The organism is Corallococcus sp. CA049B, from assembly GCF_003611685.1.
In the GTDB taxonomy this organism is placed as follows: Bacteria; Myxococcota; Myxococcia; order Myxococcales; family Myxococcaceae; genus Corallococcus; species Corallococcus coralloides.
Genome location: NZ_RAWC01000042.1, coordinates 23,665 through 43,496 on the forward strand (window position 1 = coordinate 23,665; position 19,832 = coordinate 43,496).

The 19,832-nt window shown below is 72.0% G+C and carries 7 protein-coding genes; all 7 read left to right on the forward strand.

Going from position 1 to position 19,832, the window contains the following annotated elements:
• The first annotated feature begins 111 nt into the window (after positions 1 to 111).
• Positions 112 to 372, forward strand: a complete 261-nt coding sequence (gene cglF, locus D7W82_RS12705; protein ID WP_120618595.1) for an adventurous gliding motility protein CglF — start codon at positions 112 to 114, stop codon at positions 370 to 372.
• 85 nt (positions 373 to 457) lie between these two features.
• Entirely contained in the window at positions 458 to 2,428 is a 1,971-nt protein-coding gene (gene gltG / locus D7W82_RS12710) for an adventurous gliding motility protein GltG (RefSeq protein ID WP_120618611.1), read from the forward strand.
• A gap of 115 nt (positions 2,429 to 2,543) precedes the next feature.
• Positions 2,544 to 3,182 (forward strand): adventurous gliding motility protein CglE, encoded by a 639-nt coding sequence (gene cglE / locus D7W82_RS12715; protein WP_120618596.1) that lies wholly within the window; start codon positions 2,544 to 2,546, stop codon positions 3,180 to 3,182.
• A gap of 34 nt (positions 3,183 to 3,216) precedes the next feature.
• Positions 3,217 to 3,414 (forward strand): hypothetical protein, encoded by a 198-nt coding sequence (locus D7W82_RS40925; RefSeq protein ID WP_370450989.1) that lies wholly within the window; start codon positions 3,217 to 3,219, stop codon positions 3,412 to 3,414.
• Positions 3,381 to 5,111 (forward strand): DEAD/DEAH box helicase, encoded by a 1,731-nt coding sequence (locus D7W82_RS12720; protein WP_199727740.1) that lies wholly within the window; start codon positions 3,381 to 3,383, stop codon positions 5,109 to 5,111. Before D7W82_RS40925 ends, D7W82_RS12720 begins: the two co-directional genes overlap by 34 nt.
• Before the next feature lie 106 nt (positions 5,112 to 5,217).
• Positions 5,218 to 17,493, forward strand: a complete 12,276-nt coding sequence (locus D7W82_RS12725) for a tetratricopeptide repeat protein (RefSeq protein ID WP_120618598.1) — start codon at positions 5,218 to 5,220, stop codon at positions 17,491 to 17,493.
• 136 nt (positions 17,494 to 17,629) lie between these two features.
• Positions 17,630 to 19,723: an adventurous gliding motility protein GltJ gene (gene gltJ / locus D7W82_RS12730; RefSeq protein WP_120618599.1), complete on the forward strand. Its 2,094-nt coding sequence runs from the start codon at positions 17,630 to 17,632 to the stop codon at positions 19,721 to 19,723.
• Positions 19,724 to 19,832 lie beyond the last annotated feature (109 nt).

Consider the following 19,832-nt stretch of genomic DNA (forward strand, 5'->3'; position numbering starts at 1 on the left):
GGCGGCGCGGCTCGGGAAGATGCGAACCTTGTGAGCCCCTCGCTTTTCATGGCGGGGGCCCACCATGCGGAAACACCAGTGGGCCTTGGGAAGGCCCCACGTGGAGGCAGGATGCGGAAGTGGCTGATGCTGTGCATGACGCTGTCGGTGGCCCCGGCCTTCGCGCAGGACGAAGGCGGTAAGGGTGAGGGTGGCGGCGCCAGGATGCAGAAGACGACCAGCGTCGACTTCGAGGACGACACCATCGAGGGTGATCTCACGAAGCCGGACGGCGAGTACGTCGAGGCGCGCAAGACCGTGAAGCACTCCAACCTCATCCGCATCCGCGAAGACTTCGAGGACAAGGTGATGCAGTCCGTGGGCGAGCTGTAATCCCCCCACCACGGATTGAACCGACGGCGGGAACCTTCCGCCGACACCGTTGTCCAAGAGCGCCAAAGCCTACCGGGAGCCCTCCATGGCCGTACCCCTGACACTCAAGGTCTTCAAGGGCGACACGCTGGTCGCCTCCAAGGACTACGAGCGCGACATCATCAAGATTGGTCGTCTTTCCTCCGCGCACCTGTGCCTGGAGGACGACAAGGTCAGCCGCATCCACTCCGTCATCGAAGTGGCCGCCGACGGCTCCATGTCCATCATCGACATGGGCAGCGTCGAAGGCACCTACGTCAACGGCAAGCGCGTCAACAAGGGGCAGGTCTCCTTCGGTGACGAGGTCCGCGTGGGTGGCACCACCATCCGCCTGGAGAACCCGGCTGCTGTCGCCGCGGTGAACCTGGCCGCCGCCGTCGCGCAGGCGGACGCGCCCACGGACAAGAACCCCACCGTCGCGCCGGTGGCCCCCGCCGCCGCCATCGCGCAGGCCGTGGCCGCGCCTGTCGCCGCGCCGGCTCCCGTGGCCGCGGCGCCCGCGCCCGCCGCGACGCCCGCGCTGGATGCGTCCGTCGCGCCCACGCAGAAGAACGCCGTGGCGCCCGCGCGGGCTCCCAAGGCCCCCGTGGCGGCGGAAGACGACGCGCACGAGGAGCAGGAAGCCGCGCCGCGCGTGCGCACCGTGCGCAAGACGAAGTCCAACGGCCCGCAGGGCGTGTCGCTGCGCCTGCTCTGGGGGGATCAGCGCGTGGGCGAGTTCTTCGTGCCCCCCGGCGCGAAGAAGGCCTTCACGGTCGGCAGCGCCAAGGGCGTGGACTTCGTGATGGGCGACGCCAAGCTGGGCGCCCCCACCTTCGAGGTGCTGCGCACCGACGGCCAGTCCTTCACCGTGCGCTTCGCGCGCAAGATGAAGGGCGAGCTCACCCGCAAGGGCGAGACGCTGGACCTGGAAGCGGTGATGGAGTCCGGCAAGGCCTCCCAGGACGGCGACGCCTACGGCCTCACGCTGGAAGCGGACGACTTCGTCTGGGTGGACCTGGGCGGCCTCACGCTGGAGGCGCAGTTCCAGCCGGTGCCCAAGCGCGTCGTCGTGCCGATGGGCGAGAACATCGACTACACGGCGCTCAACATCTTCCTGGTGATGTTCTTCATCGGCACCGCGTTCGTCATCCACTCCATGAACCAGAGTGGGGAAGGGGACGAGTACGCGGATGAGCTCGCGGGCAACGACGCGCGCATCGCGAAGCTGATCATCAAGGCTCCGGAGACCCAGAAGAACAAGTTCCTGGAGAAGCTGAACCAGCAGAAGGAGAAGAAGTCGGGCGAGATGGCCCAGAAGCAGCGCGGCGACGAAGGTCAGATGGGCAAGAAGGACGCGCCCAAGACCAACAACCGCGCCGCGCCCAAGGGCGACCCGAACAAGAAGGACGAGGCGCGCGCCCTCACCGCGAAGATCTTCGGCGGTGGCAAGGGCGGCATCTCCACCATCTTCGGCAAGGCGGGCCTGGGCGGCGAGCTCAAGAGCGCCATGGGCAACATGTTCGGCGCCAAGGCGGGCGACGCGGGCGGCTTCGGCGGCATGGGCCTGCGCGGCAGCGGCGGTGGCGGCGGCGGCACCGGTGACAGCATCGGCATCGGCGGCATCGGCACCAAGGGCCGTGGCGGCGGCAGCGGCAGCTACGGCACCGGCGTGGGCACGCTCGGCGGCAAGCAGAGCGTGGACGTGGGCATCACCTCGTCGGATCCGGAAGTCATGGGCTCGCTGGACAAGGAGCTCATCCGCCAGGTCATCCAGCGCAACCGCGGGCAGATCCGCTACTGCTACGAGAGCCTGCTCAACCGCTTCCCCAAGCTGGGCGGCAAGGTCTCCGTGAAGTTCGTCATCAGCGCCAACGGCTCGGTGGCCACGTCCAACGTCGCGCAGTCCACGGCGGGCAACTCGGACCTGGAGACCTGCGTGGCCGGCCGCGTGCGCACCTGGAAGTTCCCGGAGCCCAAGGGTGGCGGCTCCGTGATCGTCACCTACCCGTTCATCTTCAAGCAGGCCGGTGACTGACGTAGAATCAACACAGCTGTAATCCGCGCGGGCGGTCCTGGACACAGGGCTGCCCGCTTCTTCACTTCAACCTCCCGCCCCCGCGGGAGGACTGCCCCCCACCAGGCTGCCCTCCATGCAGAAAGTCCTTGCTCCTCTTGCCCTGAGCGCCGCGCTCCTCCTTCCCGCGATGGCGGGCGCCCAGGACACCCCCAGCGCCGGTTCCGCGATGCAGGACCGGCCCGCGGTGACCTTCAACGAGGTCGAGCGCGGTGTGTACTTCGGCGTGTACGGGGGGCCGTCGTGGATCGCCAACCCGCCCGCGGACACCGGCCCGCGGCCCTTCTCCTCGGGCCAGATGGCCCAGGTGGAGCTGGGCGTGGACCTGGGCGAGCGGCTGTCCCTGGGCGTCTTCTTCATGGGCTCCGCCAACCGCGCGGGCGCCGAATACGTCGGCTACTCGCAGGGCGCCGCGTCCGGTGACTTCACCATGCTGGTGCCCGGCGCCGTGCTGCGCGCCCGCCTGGTGGGCTTCGCCGACAGCCAGGAGGTCAAGCGCACCTGGATCTACGCCCGTGCCGGCGTGGGCTACGCGATGTTCTCTCCCAAGAAGCTCCTCCCGGATTCCGACATTCTTGTGTTTGCCGGGCCCGGAGTGGAGTACTACACGCGGCTGCGCCACTTCTCGGTGGGGCTGGAGGTCGTGGGGAACTACCTCGCCTCCAAGGGCGCCTTCGGGTTCGCGGTGGCGCCCAACATTCGCTACGCGTTCTAGCGGGAGATTCACGTGGCTCAGGAGAATGGAAGCGGTGGATCGCGTCCGGGTGGACGCGGTCCGAACGGGGGCGCGCCGGGCCAGGGGCCCCGTCGTGACGGACCGGGAGGCTTCGGCGGTCGTGGCGGTCCTGGCGGTGGCCGGGGTGAAGGGCGCGGCCGGGGTGAAGGCCGTGGCCGTGATCGCGATGCGGGCCCGGTGGGGCCCGGCCAGCGCGTCATCGCCGAGCTGAGCGTCCTGGAGAAGGCGCTCTCCAAGAACGACTTCACGGCGGAGAAGGGTCCGCTGGAGGCCATTGTCCGCTCGCTGCGGACCATGAACCTCAAGTCGCTGGAGGACCTGGACCTCAACACGCGTGGCCGCCTCATCACCACGCTCCTGCGCGTGCAGCGCCAGTCCAAGCCGGCCCTGCCGGAAGCGGGCGCGGAAGCCGCGGCGCCGGAAGCAGGCGCCACGACCGAAGCCGCCCCCACGGAGGCCCCGGCCGCCGAGGGTGCTGCTCCGGCCGAGGGTGCTGCTCCGGCCGAGGGTGCCGCGCCGGCTGAAGGGAGCGCGCCCGCCGAGGCCGCTCCCGCGAAGCCGGCCGTGGATCCCGCGAAGGAGAAGCTCGACGGCTGGGTGGACGTGATGTCGCTGGTGGGTCGTGTCTGGCGCGCCGCGGGCGACGCGGACCGTTCCCAGGCGGCCTTCGCGCTCAGCGGCCGTGAGCCGACGGCGGAGCCCGCGGCCCCTGCCCGTGAGGAGCGCGCCGAGCGTCCTCCGCGCGGTGACCGTCCGGAGCGCGGCGAGCGCCGGGACCGGGGTGAGCGCGGTGAGCGTCCTCCTCGTGGCGAGCGCCCGGAGCGCGGCACGGCCGGTGAGCGGCGCGACCGTCCTCCTCGTGGCGACCGCCCCGAGCGTGGCGAGCGTCCTCCGCGCGGTGAGCGCCCCGAGCGCGCGCCGATGCCGGAGCTGACGGGCGACTGGAAGGAGCAGGCGACCCAGCTGGAAGGCCTGGGCCGCACGCGCGACGCGGCGCGCCTGCACGAGCGCAACAACAGCTTCACGGATGCCACCCGGCTGTTCGAGGCGGGCGGTGACCTGAAGAGCGCGCTGCGCACGGCGCTGTCCGGCCAGGACAACGACGCGGCCCGCCGCCTCGTGGGCACGCTGCCCGCGGAGCAGATCGGCCCCACGCTGGAGAAGGCCGGCGCGTACGAGCTGCTCATGGAGCACTACGTCGCCAAGGCCGACTTCGAGAACGTCGCCCGCCTCTACGAGCGCGCGCGGCAGTTCGACCAGGCCGGCCTCGCGTACGAGCGCGCGAACAAGCTGACCCTGGCGCGCAAGGCGTACGAGCGCGCTCGGGACCTGATCAGCGCCAACCGCATCCGCGGCCTGGAGGTGAAGGCCCTGGTGGAGCGCGGCGACCGTCTGGGCGCGGCGACCCTGCTGGTGGCCGTGGGCCAGCGGCGGGAAGCAGTGGAGGTGCTGAGCCCCCTGCCTCCTCCGAAGGCGTTCCACTTCATGCAGCGGCTCACCCTGGAGGACGAGGCCAAGGAACTCGCGAAGCGCGAACTGGCCCGCGCCGAACAGGAGCAGAAGCCCGCCGGCCGCGCCCGGTGGCTGGAGCTGCTGGGTGACATCACCGCCGCCGCGGAGACGTGGACGCAGGCGGGCCGTAAGGACAAGGCGCTGCCCCTCTACGAGAAGCTCGGTGGGGAGCACCTGCCCCGCGCCGCGCAGCTCGCGGAGGAGCTGCAGCAGCGTGACAAGGCCATCGCCCTCTACACGCAGCTCAACGACAGCGCCGGCCTGGAGCGCGCGAAGGCCCTCCCCGAGGCCCCCGCGACGCCCCCCGCGGGCAGCCAGCCGGACGCCGACGACGCCGAATCCGCAGCGTCACCGACGGAAAATGCTTCCTCGGCTGGCGAGCAAGAAAGCCAATAATTCCCGCCGGTTGACGGGTTTTGCATGATTGCCCGGGGGCGCCCGCGGCCGGTACACTCCGGCCGCTGGCGCCCCCGTTTCATTCCCCCTTTGGCCAACGAGCATCATGGAACAGCCTTCCGCCCCTGCGCGTCCCACGCTGCGTGTGACCGACGACCGCTCCTTCGTTGAAACCGAAGCGGCCCTGGAGAAGACGGGCCGTGTCGAGGAGCTGATCCGCCTCTACGAGGGGCGCTCGCGGGACGTTCCCACGGAGGAGGCGGCGCGCCTGCTGTGCCGCGCGGCGGAGCTGGCCCACGAGCGTCAGCGCAACGCGCCGCGCGCGGAGGACCTGCTCAAGCGCGCGCTGCTGGTCGCCAAGGACCCGATGCCCGCGCTGCGCGGTCTCAAGCGACTGCATGAGATCCGCCAGGACTCGTCGTCGTTGGTGGACGTGCTGGAGCGGCTGGGCGCCGCGACGCAGGGCGAGGAGAGCGCGGGCCACTACCTGAAGGCCGCGGACCTCTACGAGCAGAAGCTCTTCCGCCGCGATCGAGCAGTGCTGTGCTTGCAGCGCGCGGCGCGCGTGAAGCCGGACCGCGCGACGTTCCGGCGCGTGCGCCAGCTGCTGCTGTCCGAGGAGCGCTTCCAGCCGGCGTTCGAGGCGCTGCAGCGCGAGCGCGCCGCGCTGGGCGACGCGGGCATGGCGGAGGAGTACGCCGCGCTCGCGGAGCGGCTGGTGGACGACCCCACCGAGCACGCGCTGGCGCAGCAGGTGCTGGACGTGGCGCGGGAGCTGGATCCGCAGAACGCGCGCGCGGACAAGGCCCTCCGCGCGATGCAGCGCTTCGAGCAGGTGTGGCGCGACAAGGTGCGCATGCTGCGCGGCATGTCGCTGGAGGAGCGCGACCGCAAGAGCGCCGCGCGACTGTCGCTGCTCGTGGCGAAGCTGTTCGCCTGGTACGACCCGGGCTCCGCCGCCAAGGTGAAGGAGGCGTTGGACCGCTGCTTCCTCCTGTGGCCGGGCATGCCGGAAGCGCTCACGCTCATCGAGCGGATGGCGGGGCGCGCGGGCGACTACGGACCGGCGCTCGCGCAGCTGGAGGCGATGGCGGGCGAGGCGCGCGACCGCACGGCGCAGGTGGACCTGTGGCTGCGCGTGGGCACGCTGAAGCTGGGCCGGATGAACGACGCGGCCGGAGCGCTGGCCGCCTTCGAGAAGGCCGTGGCGGCGGATGCGTCGCGCGCGGACGCCGCCAGCCTGGCGGCGGAGCTGATGCTGGGCCAGGAGCGCTACGCGGACGCGGTGGCCACGCTGGAGCGCTACCTGGGCACGGTGAAGGACCGCGCGCAGCAGGCCAGCCTGCGCCTGCGCCTGGCGGACCTGTGCATGCAGCAGCTGCAGGACGCGGACGCGGCGCGCGCGCACCTGGAGGCGGCGCTCAAGCTGGAGCCCACCAACGCGCTCGCGGCGTTCCAGTTGTCGCGCCTGCTGGCGGAGGACGAGAAACTGGACGAGGTGCTGCCGCTCCTGGAGCTGGCCATGCTCGCCCCGCGTCCGCGCGCCGAGCGCGTGGCGTTCTGCGAAGCGCTGGCGCTGATGTTCGAGGAGCAGGAGAACGCGCGAGGCGCCTTCGAGGTGCTGGCGCGCGCGCTGGAGCTGGAGCCGGGGCGGCCGCTCTTGCTCAACACGGTGGTGGAGCACGCGGAGAAGGCCAACGCGCAGCCCGCGCTGGCGCACGCGCTCTTGCGCGCGGCGCAGGGCGCGACGCCTCCGTCCGTGGCGGTCGCGCTGTGGCGGCACCTGGCGCAGCTGCTCCAGGGCCCGCTGGCGGACCCCGTGCGGGCGGAAGCGGCATGGCGCGAGGTGCTCGCGCGTGCGCCGGGCGACACCGCGGCGAGCGAGGCGGTGAAGTCGCTGCAGGCGGCCGCGGCGCTGGCGGATGATCCGAAGACGCGGCTGGAGACGGACATCGCCCGGCGCGAGGCGGCGGGTGCCTCGCCCGTGGAGCTGGAGCCGCTCGTGCGTCAGTGGGTGCAGCTGGCGCCCGAGGACACGCAGGCGGTGCAGCGGCTGCAGGCGCTGTGCGTGGCGCTGTCGAAGTTCGAGGAGGCGGCGGCGCTGGCGGGGAAGCTGGCGACGCTCTCCGAGTCGCAGCTGGAGCGCAACGAGTGGACCGCGCGGCAGGCGAAGCTGTACGCGGAGCGGCTGAACCGCCAGGAGGACGCGGCGGACCTGTTCCTCGCGCTCCTGGCGGAGAACGTGTCCACGGGCGTGGTGGTGGGTGGGCTGGAGCGGCTCGCTGCCGGAGGCGTGCGCACGGTCGCGCTGACCGAGGCCCTGGCGAACCACTACGGCCGCACGGGCGACCACCAGCGGCAGGTGGCGGCGCTCCAGCAGCAGCTGGAAGCCACGACGGATGCGCCCGCGCGCAAGCGGCTGCTGACGGTGCTGGCCGGCATCCACGAGAAGCAGCTCGCGGACAGCCGCGCGGCGTTCGACACGCGGCTGCGCATGGTGCGCGAGGAGCCGAAGGACGAGTCGGGACGCTCGGAGACGGCGCGTCTGGCGCGCGACCTGTCCGCGCACGCGGAGCTGGGCCGCGTGCTGCGCACGCTCGCCACGGAGTCCGAGGACCCCCTCCTCGCCGTGCAGCTGCTCTCCGAGGCCTCGGTGCTGGCCGAAGAGGGCGGGATGGCGGCGGAGGCCATCACGGCGCTGGAGGCCGCGCTGTCGCGCTCCCCCGAGTCGCCGCAGGTGCTCCAGCGCCTCGTGCGGCTGTACGGGCGCGCGGGCCGCTCCGCGGACGCGGAGACGCTGCTGCGCAAGCGCATCCACGCCACGCGCGGGCCGGAGCGGTTGGACCTGCTCCTGCGGCTCGTGGACCTGAACGTGGAGCTGGGCCGTCCGCAGCAGGCCGCCGAAGCGCTCCAGTCCGCCATCTCGCATGGTGGCGAGGAGGGCCGGCACCTGCCGCGCCTCGCGGAACTCTACGAGAAGGCCGGCATGCAGCGCGAGCTGGGGGACACCCTGGCGCGGATGATCGGTCTGGCGGAGACGGCCGGTGACGCGGACCACGTGTCGCGGCTGAAGCTGCGCCGTGCGCAGCTGCTGCAGGGCTCTCAGGACGGCAGCGCGGAGGCGGTGCAGAGCTACGCGGATCTGCTGCGGCAGCGCCCGTCGGATCCGGACGCGCTCTCGGCGCTGGAGGCGATGCTGGCCTCGGGCCCGTCGCGCGAGGCGGCGGCGCGCGCGCTGATCCCGGCGTACGAGCGCACGAAGGAGCACCGCAAGCTGGTGGCGACGCTGGACGTGCTCGCGGAGGTGGCTCGCGACGACGCCGGGCGGGTGCAGGCGCTGCGTCACGCGGCCCAGGTGCACCTGGCGCACCTGCGGCAGCCGGAGCTGGCGTTCGCGTCGCTCGCGAGGGCGATGCGCCTGGCCCCCGCGGACGGAGGCCTCCGGGCCGCCGCGCGTCAGGCCGCGGAGGACGCGGATGCGCTCGACAGCTTCGCGGAGATCATCTCCGAGCTGACGGAGGAGGGCGACGTGGGCCCCGCGCGCGCGGCGCTGCTGCGCGAGCTGGCGGAGGTGCAGGAGAAGAAGCTCGACGACCGGCCCGGCGCGGTGAAGGCGCTGCGCGCGCTGTTGGAGCTGGAGCCGGGCAACCTCGACAGCCTGCGGGCGTTGCAGCGGTTGCACCGCGCGGGCGAGGAGTGGGCGGCGCTGGCGGAGGTGCTGGAGAAGCTGGCGGCGGCCATCCAGGAGCCCGCGGATCAGCTCGTGTGCCTGCGCGAGGCGGCGCTGCTGCACGAGGCGAAGCTCACGGACAAGGAGAGCGCGGCGTCCGCGTGGCGCGCCATCGCGGAGCGCGATCCTGCGCAGCGCGAGGCCGCCACGGCCTTGGATCGCCTCTACACGGACCTCAACCGCCCCAAGGACCTGGCGTGGACGCTCACGCTGCGGCGCAACCAGGAGGGCCAGAGCCCGCAGGGGCGTGAGGTGTCCTTCCGCCTGGCGGAGCTGCTGCGCACGGTGCTGGACGACGCCAACGCGGCGCTGGGCCTCTACAAGCGCATCCTCACCGAGGACCCCGGCCACCCGGGCGCGAGGGCCGCGCTGGAGGCCTGGGTGAAGGCGGCCGTGCCCATGAGCGGCGCGGCGCTGGAGGTGCTGGACAAGGTGCTCGCGCAGGTGGGCGACCATGCCCGCCGCGTGGCGCTGCGCGAGACGCGGATGGAGTCCGCGCTCACGGTGGAGAAGATCATCCTCGCCGGGGAGGTCCGCCGCATCTACGAGCGCGACATGCAGCAGCCGTCGCTCGCGTTCATGTCGGCGGTGAAGGCGTTCGCCAATGACCTGGATCGCGAAGGCGTGCGCCCCGACCTGGAGCGGCTGGCCCGCGACACGGGCAGTCACGAGGTCCTGGCGGAGATCTACGAGAGCACCGCGGTGGAACTCACCGCGGGAGATCCGGCGACGTTGGATCTGCTGCGCCGCGCGGCGGAGCTGCGTGAGAGCCTGGATCAGCCCGAGGAGGCCACGCGCCTCTGGAAGAACCTGCTGGCGGACGCGCCGCAGGACCGCCAGGCGCTGGAGGCGCTGTCCCGGCTCTACGAGAAGGGCCAGAACGCCAAGAGCCTGTCGGAGGTCTACGCCCGTCAGGCGCAGCTCTCCACCGACCCGGAGGCGCGGCTGGGCTTGCTGCTCAAGGCCGGCGAGGCCTACGCGAGCGCGGGCGAGGACGCGAAGGCCATCGAGGTCCTGCGCTCCGCGCTGGCGATCCGCAAGGTGCCCGAGGGGCTGCTGGCGCTCGACAAGCTGTACGCGAAGACGCGCCACTTCGTGGAGCAGGCGGACGTGCTGGATCAGCTCGCGGAGCTCGCGCCGGACGAGCCCGGGCGCCGCGCGTACCTGCTGCGCCGCGCGCAGTTGCTGGAGAAGGAGGTCGGCCCCACCGAAGCGCTGCCGGTGTACCGCCGGCTGCTGGAGCTGTCGCCGGGCGACGGCCAGGTGGTGGCGGGCCTGGAGCGCCTGCTCGCGCACGACGGGCCCCGCCTGGAGGCGGCGCGGTTGCTGGAGCCCGTCTACCGCGGCCTCAACGACACGCGGAAGCTGGTGGACGTGCTGGAGGTGCTCCTGCCGGGCGTTCCGCCGGAGCAGCGCCTGGAGCGGCTGCAGGAGATCGCCGTCCTGCGCGAGGGCCTGGGCCAGACGTCGCTGGCCTTCGTCGCGCGCCTGCGCGCGTTCAACGAGCTGCCCGCGGAGGCCGGTGTGCGCGACGAGCTGGAGCGGCTCGCGGCGGACTCGGGCTCCTTCGAGGAGGTGGCGGCGGCCTACGAGGATCAGCTGGAGCGCGACCCCGCGGAGCCCCTGGCGGGCGACCTGTGGCGGCGGCTGGCGGCCATCTACGACAACCGCCTGAAGCGCTACGACCTGGCGGTGCGCGCCCTGGAGCAGGTGAGCCGGCGCGACCCGATGAACAAGCCGGTGCTGGAGGCCATCGCCCGCGTGCACCGCCGCACGGGTGCGCACCGGGAGCTGGCGCTCGTCATGCGCCGGCAGGTGGCCGCGGAGGTGAATCCGGCCTCGCAGATCAACCTGCTCTTCGAGCTGGCGCACCTGGCCGAGGAGACGCTGGCGGACAAGTCGCTGGCGGCGCAGGCGTACCGCGAGGTCCTGGAGCGCCGGCCTGAGAACGCCAACGCGCTGAAGCTCCTGGGCCGCGTGCTCGCGGACATGGAGCGCTGGGCGGAGCTCGCGCAGCACGTCGAGCGCGAAATCCAGATGGCGGACGCGCGCGACGCGCAGGAAGAGGCGTCCGACCTGCGCGTGCGCCTGGGCCGGCTGAAGGTGTCGCGCCTGGATGATCCGCGCGGCGCGCTGGAGCTGTACCAGGCGGTGCTCGCGCGGCGCGCGGGCCACCCGGGTGCGGTGGGCGCGCTGGAGGAGCTGGCGCGTTCGGAGAGCCCGCTGCGCGGCGCGGCGGCGAGCGCCCTGGAGCCCATCTTCGCCTCGGTGGGCAACCACCTGAAGCAGGTGGAGATGCTGGAGTCGCGTGCCTCCGCGGAGGCCGTGCCGCAGGAGCGGGCCGCGCTCCTGCGCCGCATCGCGGAGATCTACGCCAACGCGCTGGAGAACGCGGAGATGGGGTTCCTCTCCGCCACGCGTGCGCTGCGCGAGCTGCCGGAGGACCCGCGCTCGCTCGAGCTGTGCATCCAGCTGGTGGACAAGGCGGAGGCGCCCGAGGAGCTGTGCGCGGTGCTGACCGAGGTGGCCCCCAAGGCCAGCGACGCGGCCCGCGCGGAGCTGTACCGCGCGCTCGCCCGGATGCAGGTGGACCTGGGGGAGCCGGCGGAAGCGCTCCAGTCGTGGAAGCGCGTGCTGGAGCTCAAGCCCACGGACACCGAGGCGCTGGATGGCACCGCGCGGCTGGTGGCCTCGACGGGCCGTCCCTCGGAGCTGCTGGAGGTGCTGCGCCGTCAGCTCGCGCTGTCGGAGGAGCCGGCGCGGCGCGCGGCGGTGCTCCACCAGATTGGCGCGTTGCAGGAGGAGCAGCTCAAGGATCCGCTGGGCGCGCTGGCCACGTTCCGGCGCCTCCTGGAGCTGCAGCCGGACGACGCGGTCGCGCTCGCGCGCATGGACAGCCTCTGCCAGAAGCAGGAGCGCTGGCCGGAGCTCGCGGACGTCCTCGCGCGGCGCATCGCGCTGATGCCGCCGGAGGAGGGCCTGGAGCTGAAGTTCCGCTTGGCGACGGTGCGCGAGTCCAAGCTGCTCGACAAGGCGGGCGCGCTGTCGCTGTTCGGCGAGGTGCTGTCCATGCAGCCCAACCACCCGGGCGCGGTGGGCCGCATGGAAGCCATCGTGGCGCGCGAGCCGCAGAACCTGCTGGCGGTGGAGACGCTGCTGCGCGCCTTCCGCGCGAGCGGCGACGTCGCGCGGCTGGCGCAGTTGATTGAGACGCGCGTGGGCGTGTCGCCGGATGCCATCGAGCGCAAGCAGCTGCTCGGCGAGCTGGCCACGCTGCGTGAGACGCAGGGAGAGGGCGAGCTGGCCTTCCTCGCGCTCTACCGCGGCTTCAAGGAAGACCCGAACGACAGCGAGGTCCGCCGCCGCCTGGAGAACGCCACCGACGTGGCGGGCAGCTACGACGAGCTGGTGGTGCTCTACGAAGAGGCCCTGCCGCGCATCGCCGAGGCCGCCGACGCGGCCCAGGTGTGCCTCAAGCTGGGCCAGGTGCTGGAGACGCGCCTGCGCGACCCGGACCGCGCGGTGTCCTACTTCGAGCGCGCGCGCACGCTGCACGCGTCGGTGCAGCAGAGCTCGCTCGTCGCGTTGGACCGGCTCTACCTGCACCTGGAGGCGTGGCCGGAGCTGGCCGGCGTGCTGGAGGCGCTGGCTACCGGCGCGACGCAAGCCGCGGACAAGATCGGCTTCCTCTTCCGCCTGGGGCAGCTCTACCAGGAGCGGATGGACAGCCCGGACCGCGCCGCGGGGGCCTACGAGGCCATCCTCGCGCTGGATCCGTCGCACCTCGCCTCGGCGCGGCTGCTGGAGGGCATCTACGAGGGCGCGGGCGCGTCCGAGAAGCTCTACGCCATCCTGAAGCTCCAGGTGGACAAGGTCTCCGGCAGCGAGCGGGACCGCGTCCTGGGCAAGATGGCGCAGGTGTCGGCCGAGGGGCTGTCGGACCTGGGCCGCTCCATCGACCTGTACCGCGAGCTGCTGGCGAAGAACCCGCGCAACGAGCAGGTCTTCAACGCGCTGGAGTCGCTGTACGAGCGCGCGGACCGTCCGCAGGAGCTGCGCGAGATGCTCGAGGGCCGCCTCGCCATCACGCTGGATCCGCGTGAGGTGGTGCGCCTCAACGAGCGCCTGGGCCGCGTGGTGTACCGCCTGCTCAAGCAGCCGGATGCGGCGGTGCCGTTCTTCAAGGCGGCGCTGGACCGCGACGCGCGCCACCGTGGCGTGCTGGACACGCTGCGCGAGCTGTACGACGAGACGGGCCAGCGCGAGGAGCTGGTGGGCGTGCTGCGCCGCCTCATCCCGCTGCAGGACAGCAGCGACGGCGTGAAGGCGCTCCGCCTGCGGATGGCGGAGGTGCTCGCGGGCATGGGCCGGCGCGAGGAGTCGCTGGACGCGGCCCGCCGCGCGCTGGAGGTGGAGCCGCACTCCGTCTCCGACCTGGAGCGGGTGTACGCGCTGTCCGTGTCGCTGCGCGCGTGGAACGACGCCGTGCGCGCCCTGGAGCTCAAGGTCCAGGTGCACCTGGTGGCCGAAGAGCGCGACCCGGCCATCGCCGCGTACTTCACGGTCGCGGACCTGTGGGAAGGGCAGGGCGGCAAGCCGGAGCTGTCCGCCGGCGCGCTGGAGAAGGTGCTGGAGCTCGACCCCGCCAACCGCACCGCGTACGAGCGCGTGTGCACGCTGTACCGCGCGAACAACGACTGGCGCGCCTACGCCACGGTGATGGACCGCTACATGCCCCACCTCGTCACGGACGAGGAGAAGATGGCGGCGCTGCGGGAGATCGCCCGGGTGCAGGAGGAGCGCCTGGGCCAGAAGGACGTGGCCTTCCTGGCGCTCTGCCGCGCGCTGCAGCTGGACGCGGCCGAGGACGCGCTGCGCGAAGAGGTGGAGCGCCTGGCGGACGAGACGGGCAGCCACGAGGAGCTGGCGGCGGTCTACGAGGAGGTCGCGGACGAGCTGCCGCGCGGCCCGCTCGCGGAGCGCATCTACGCCACGCTCGCGCGCATCCACGACTCGCGGCTGGATGATCCGCAGGCCGCGGAGGCCGCGTTCCGGAAGATCCTGGAGTTCGACCCCACCAACGCCACCGCGCTGGACGGGCTGGCGGCGGTGTTCCAGCGGCGCGGCCGCGACCGCGAGTACGTCGTCGCGCTGGAGCAGAAGCTGGAGGCGGCGGGCTCCATCGAGGCGCGCAAGGGCATCCTCAAGGAGATCGCCCGCGTCTGGGACGAGACGCTGGACGACCCCACGGAGGCCGCCAGCGCCCTGTTGCGCGCGCTGGAGCTGGAGCCGGACCTGGAGACGCTCGGCGTCCTCACGAACCTCTACCGTCGCGGGAACGCGTTCCGCGACGTGGCCACCACGCTGCTCCGGGCCCGCGACCTCGCGGCGTCCAACGAGGAGCGTGCGCGCATCCAGGTGGAGGTGGCGACCGTCTACGAGCGCGACCTCAAGGACGACGAGTCCGCGGTCTCCGCGTTCCGCATGGCGCTGGAGTTCGACCCCTACAACCGCGAGGCGCTGGAGTCGCTGGAGCGGCTGCACACGCGGTTGGACCAGCCGGCGGACCTGCTCGCCATCTACGAGCGGATGCTGGAGCTGTCGCAGGACTACCGCGAGAAGGTCCGCGTCCTCTTCCGCAGCGCGACCATCTGGGAGGACACGTACCAGAACCCGGCCAACGCCGACGCGTGCGTGGAGGGCGTGCTCTCCATCGACCCGCAGAACGTGTCGGCCATCAAGTCGCTCATCCGGCTGCGCCGCGCGCAGTCCCGGTGGGAGGACCTCCTCCTCGCGTACGAGCGGCAGCTCGCGCTCGCCACCAGCCCGCAGGAGCAGGCGGAGCTGTACGTGGAGATGGGCAACGTCCAGTACCAGAACCTCAAGGCCGTGGACCGCGCGGTGAACAGCTACCACGCGGCGCTCGCCACGGACCCCGAGTCCCGTCAGGCGCTGCACGCCCTGGGCAACCTCTACGAGCGCAGCGGCAACTGGCCCTTCGCGCTGGAGATGCTCCAGAAGGAAGCGCAGGTCGTGGGCAGCGACCCGGCGGCGGTGGAGCTGTGGCACCGCCTGGGGAAGATCAACGAGGACATGCTCTCGGACATGTCGAGCGCGCGCAACGCGTACCAGCAGGCGCTCGCCATCGACCCGGGCCACCTGCCCACCATCCGCGCCCTCAAGGGCATCCAGGAGCAGGAGCAGGACTGGAGCGGCTACGAGCAGACGCTGCTGCAGGAGGCGCAGCAGACGGATGATCCGGCCGCCAAGGGCAAGGCCCTGCTGGATGTCGCGCGCTACCACGCGGAGACGCGCGAGGACCGCGACACGGCCACGCCCTACTGGGAGGAGACGCTCAAGCACGTCCCGGACAGCCTGGAGGCGGCGCGCCCGCTGGCGGACGTCTACATCGCGCGCGAGGACTGGTCGTCCGCGGAGCGGATGCTGGACATCGTCACGCGCAAGATGGCGGAGAAGGCCATGGCGGAGAAGGACCCCGCCATCGCCCAGGACCTCTGCCGCCAGCTCTACCGGCTGGGCTACGTGGCGGAGAAGCTGGGCCGGCGCGACAAGGCCCTGTCCTCGTACGAGAAGGCCTACGGCCTGGACGCCACGTACCTGCCCTCGCTCGAGGGCTACGGCAACCTGCTGGTGCAGGCGAAGCGGTACGAGGACGCGCTCAAGGTCTTCCAGACCATCCTCATCCACCACCGCGAGGAGCTGACGGACCTGGAGGTCGTGGAGGTCTACTGGCAGCTGGGTGACGTGCACGCAGCGCTCGGCCAGACGGACCGCGCGCAGAACCACTTCGAGAAGGCGCTCGCCATCGACCCGCAGCACGAGCAGACGCTGCGCGCGCTGATGACGCTGATGGACAAGGCGGGCAACTTCGACAAGTCCGCGGAGCTGCGCCAGGAACTCGTCAACAGCCTGGAGGGCGAGGCCAAGGTCAAGGTCTACCTGGAGCTGGGCCGCATCGCGCGCGACGAGCTGCACGACCCGTACATGGCCATCGACGCGTTCACCGGCGCCCTCAAGACGCAGCCGGACGCGCCGGAGGTGATGGACGCGCTCTACCGGCTGCTGCGCGAGACGCGTCAGGGCCAGAAGGCCGCGGACGTGCTGGGCCGCATGCTGGCGCTGCCCGCGCTCGCCCTGGAGCCGCACAAGGCCAAGCGCGTGTGGTTCGCGCTCGGCGAGATCCGCCGCGACGAGCTGAAGGACGTGGAGGGCGCGACGCAGGCCTTCAACGCCGCGCTCGACCTGGACCACCGCTTCGTGGAGGCCTTCAGCGCGCTGGAGGCGATGCTCGGCGGCGCGCGCCAGTGGAAGGTGCTGGAGGAGAACTACACGCGCATGCTCGCGCGTCTGCCCAAGACGCCGGACACGCACCCCGCGCGCATGACGCTGTGGCGCGCGCTGGGCGACCTGTACCTCCAGGTGCTCAAGCATCCGGAAGGCGCGGTGGCCGCCTACGGCGTCGCGGCGAAGGGCCTGCCGGACGACGCCTCCATGCAGGAGACGTTCGCGGAGGTCGCGGGCCAGATGCCGGGCCGCGAGGAAGAGGCCATCGTGGCGCTGCGCCGCGCGCTGCCGAACACGCAGAACCCGCGCAAGGTGGTGGGCCACCTGGTGCGGCTGTCCGCGGTGCGCAAGGACTACGACACCGCATGGCTCGCCGCGCAGGCGGTGTCGGGCCTCTTGGGCGAGGCGGGCGAGGACGAGCAGGAGATCCTCACCAAGCTGGGGCCCTACGCGAAGAAGAAGGAACTGGCGCAGCGTCCGCTGACGGACCGGCTGTGGCAGACCGCGCTCTTCCACCCGAAGGTGCGCGGGCCGCTGTCGGAGCTGTTGGGCCTGCTCTTCGAGAAGGCCGGGCACCTGTACGCGGTGCCCTTCCCGCAGTACCAACTGGTGCCCAAGCGCCACCGCATCGACGTGGCGACGGCGCAGGAGTACCACGTCAACCACTACCGCTACGTCGCGCGGCTCTTCGGCATGGAGGCGGTGGAGCTGTACTCGCCCTTCCTCGTGGCCACGCGCGAGCGGCTGGCGAAGCGCTCCAACGAACCGGCCCCTGAGCCGCTCGTGAACGTGGATCTGCTCCAGACGCATCCCGCGTGCGTGCGTGTGGGCGGCAAGTACTTCGCGGAGCAGGGGCAGAAGGAGGTGTACTACCTCCTGGGTCGCACCCTGGCCCTGGCCCGTCCGGAGCTGGCGTTCAGCCAGCGCGTCGCGCCCGAGCGGCTGGAGGCCGTGGTGCAGGCAGCGCTCAGCCTGGTGGTGGGCAACGTGCGCTACACGGTGGATCCGCGGCTGGTGGACGTGGAGCGGCAGCTGCTCCAGAAGAGCCTGAGCGAGCCGGACCGGGCCGCCCTGGCGAAGGTGGCGAGGGCCTACCTGCCCACGGCGACGCCGCAGGATGTGCGCACGTGGCTGGAGGGCGCGGAACTCACCGCATCGCGCGCGGGCCTCTTCGCCGCGGGCGAATTGGAGCCCGTGCGCCGCATGGTGCAGGGCGAGACGGGGTCCTCCTTCCGCGTCGCCCCGCGCACCAAGCTGCGGGAGTTGCTGGTGTTCGCCACCTCCGAGGACCTGCATGAGCTGCGTGTGGCCGTTGGCACACACGTCGAGGTCCAGGTGAGAAAGTAGGGCCCTCAGACCGCAACGAGGGTTCACGCGTTGAAAGCAGGCGGGCGTTCAAGGCAGGTGTCCTTGATCTCCGCCTGTAGCCACTCCTACGATTCCGACGGGATTTCGCCCGTCATTTCTGAGGCTTACGGGAACGATGCGTTTCGTCTGCGACAGCTGCCGCGCGCAGTACATGATCAGCGACGACAAGGTTGGCCCCAAGGGGGTCAAGCTTCGTTGCAAGAAGTGCGGTCACACCATCCTGGTGAGGCCCGCCGGTGCATCGGCGTCGAAGGAGGGCGGAGCGGAGGCCTCCGCGTCCACGGAGGCCAAGAGCAGCGCGGATGCGAACGCGCCCCGCATCGTGGAGTCGTCCGGCACGGGGCTGCCCGCCTCGCTGGGCACGCCGCCGGAGGGTGGCCTCTTCACGGACGTGGAAGAGGATGAGATCGGCGCGGTCTTCGACCAGGTCCTGAGCACGGGCTCGCAGAAGCTCAAGGCCGCGGAAGCGGAGGCGGAGGCCAAGGCCGCGAAGGCGGAGGCCGTGCGCAAGCTCGCCGAGGCCGAAGCCGCCGAGCCGACCGCGGAGGAGAAGGCCGCCGCCGCGTCGCACGAGTGGTACGTCGCCATCGACGAGAAGCAGGTGGGCCCCTGGACGGTGGAGAAGGTGAAGGACGCCTGGGACCGCGGCGAGGTGGGCCCGGACAACCTCTGCTGGCGCTCGGGCTTCAGCGACTGGATTCCCCTGTCGGAGACGGCGGAGCTGGCGTCGGTGCTGGCGCCGCGCCCGGCCAAGCCGGTCATCGTCGCGCCCGCGCCGGTGTCCACGTCGTCGCCCACGCTTCCCGCTGGTCCGGTGGAGTCCGCCTTCAGCGCGGGCGCCTCCCGTCCGGGCGCGGGTGGCAACTCGGCCGTGGTCGAGGAGCCGGTGGGCTGGAAGCCCTCGGCCGCGAGCGTGCTGGCCTCGCTGGTGAAGGAGGAGAACGACGCCCTCAGCAAGCCGCCGCCGCGTCCGGCGCCGTCGCTGGAGCGCGAGCCTTTGTCACAGTCGCGCCTCCTGGACGTGCCCGTGCCGCCGCCAGAGCCGGTGTCCTCTCCGTCGATGCCCGGGGCCATGATGGCCGCCGCGCCCCAGGCCTACGCGCCGCCGCAGCCGCAGGGCTACGCGCCGCAGCCGCCGGTGCAGCAGCAGTACGCGCCGCAGCCACAGGGCTATGCGCCGCAGCAGCCCCAGATGCCGTACGGGCAGCAGCCCCAGGGCTATCCGCCTCCGGGCTATCCGGCGGCCTATCCGCCGCCCGCGGCGGCACCTACGGGCGGCAAGGGCCGCACGGGGATGATGGTCGCGGTGACGGCGGGCGTGCTGGTGATGGCGGGCGCCGCGGTCGTCTTCGTGGCGCGCGGCAATTCGTCCGAGCGGCCCGCGGAGCAGCCGGTCCAGGTCGCGGCCGCGCCGACCCCCAAGGCGGAGATTCCGCCCATGCCGCCGCCTCCCGCTGCGGTGCAGACGCCTCCTCCGGCGGCGGTGCAGCCCGCGGCGACGCCGACCCCTCCTGCCGGAACGCCGGCGGAAGGCACGGCGACGGCAGCCGCGGGGACGCCTGCCGCCGCTGGCACTCCGGCCGCGCCCGCCGTGGCGGCGGCTCCGGCCGCCACGCCGACGCCTCCTCCCGCGGCGGAGGTGAAGCCTGCCTCCACGACGCCCAACATGGGGACGGCGGTGGCGCGCGTGGACTCGCGCAACCATCGCAAGTCGGGCTCCAGCGGGAGCCGAGGCTCCTCGCGGGATGACGACGAGGGCGACGCGATCACCGTGTCGAAGCCTTCCGCATCTTCGTCGTCGAGCTCCGGTGGCGGGGATGACGACTTCGACGAGCTGTTCGGCACGAAGAAGCCGGCGGCCGCGAAGCCCGCGAGCAAGCCGACGGCGACGGCGTACATCCCGCCCGAGCCGGGCGGCGGCACGCTGGATCGCCTGCAGCAGTCGGACATCATGCAGGTGGTGCTGAACAACAAGCCGGCCATCGTGAGGTGCGTGAACGAGCAGAAGCAGAAGGACCCGTCGCTCAGCGGCAAGCTGGTGATGCGCTGGACGGTCCAGACGAGCGGCAAGACGACCGGGGTGTCGTGCCGCACGGACGAGTTCCGCTCGAGCCACATGGCCACGTGCATCACGGGCCTCATCAAGAGCTGGTCGTTCCCGAGGCATCAGAAGCAGGGCGAGCCCATCGACTTCCCGTTCACGTTCTGAAATCCAGCAGCGACATCGCCGTCACGTATGACGGCGATGTCGCTGTGACGTGCGTCAGGATTGTGCGCTTTCGTGAACAGTGAATTTCCACGTGTGGGAGCCGTGGAAA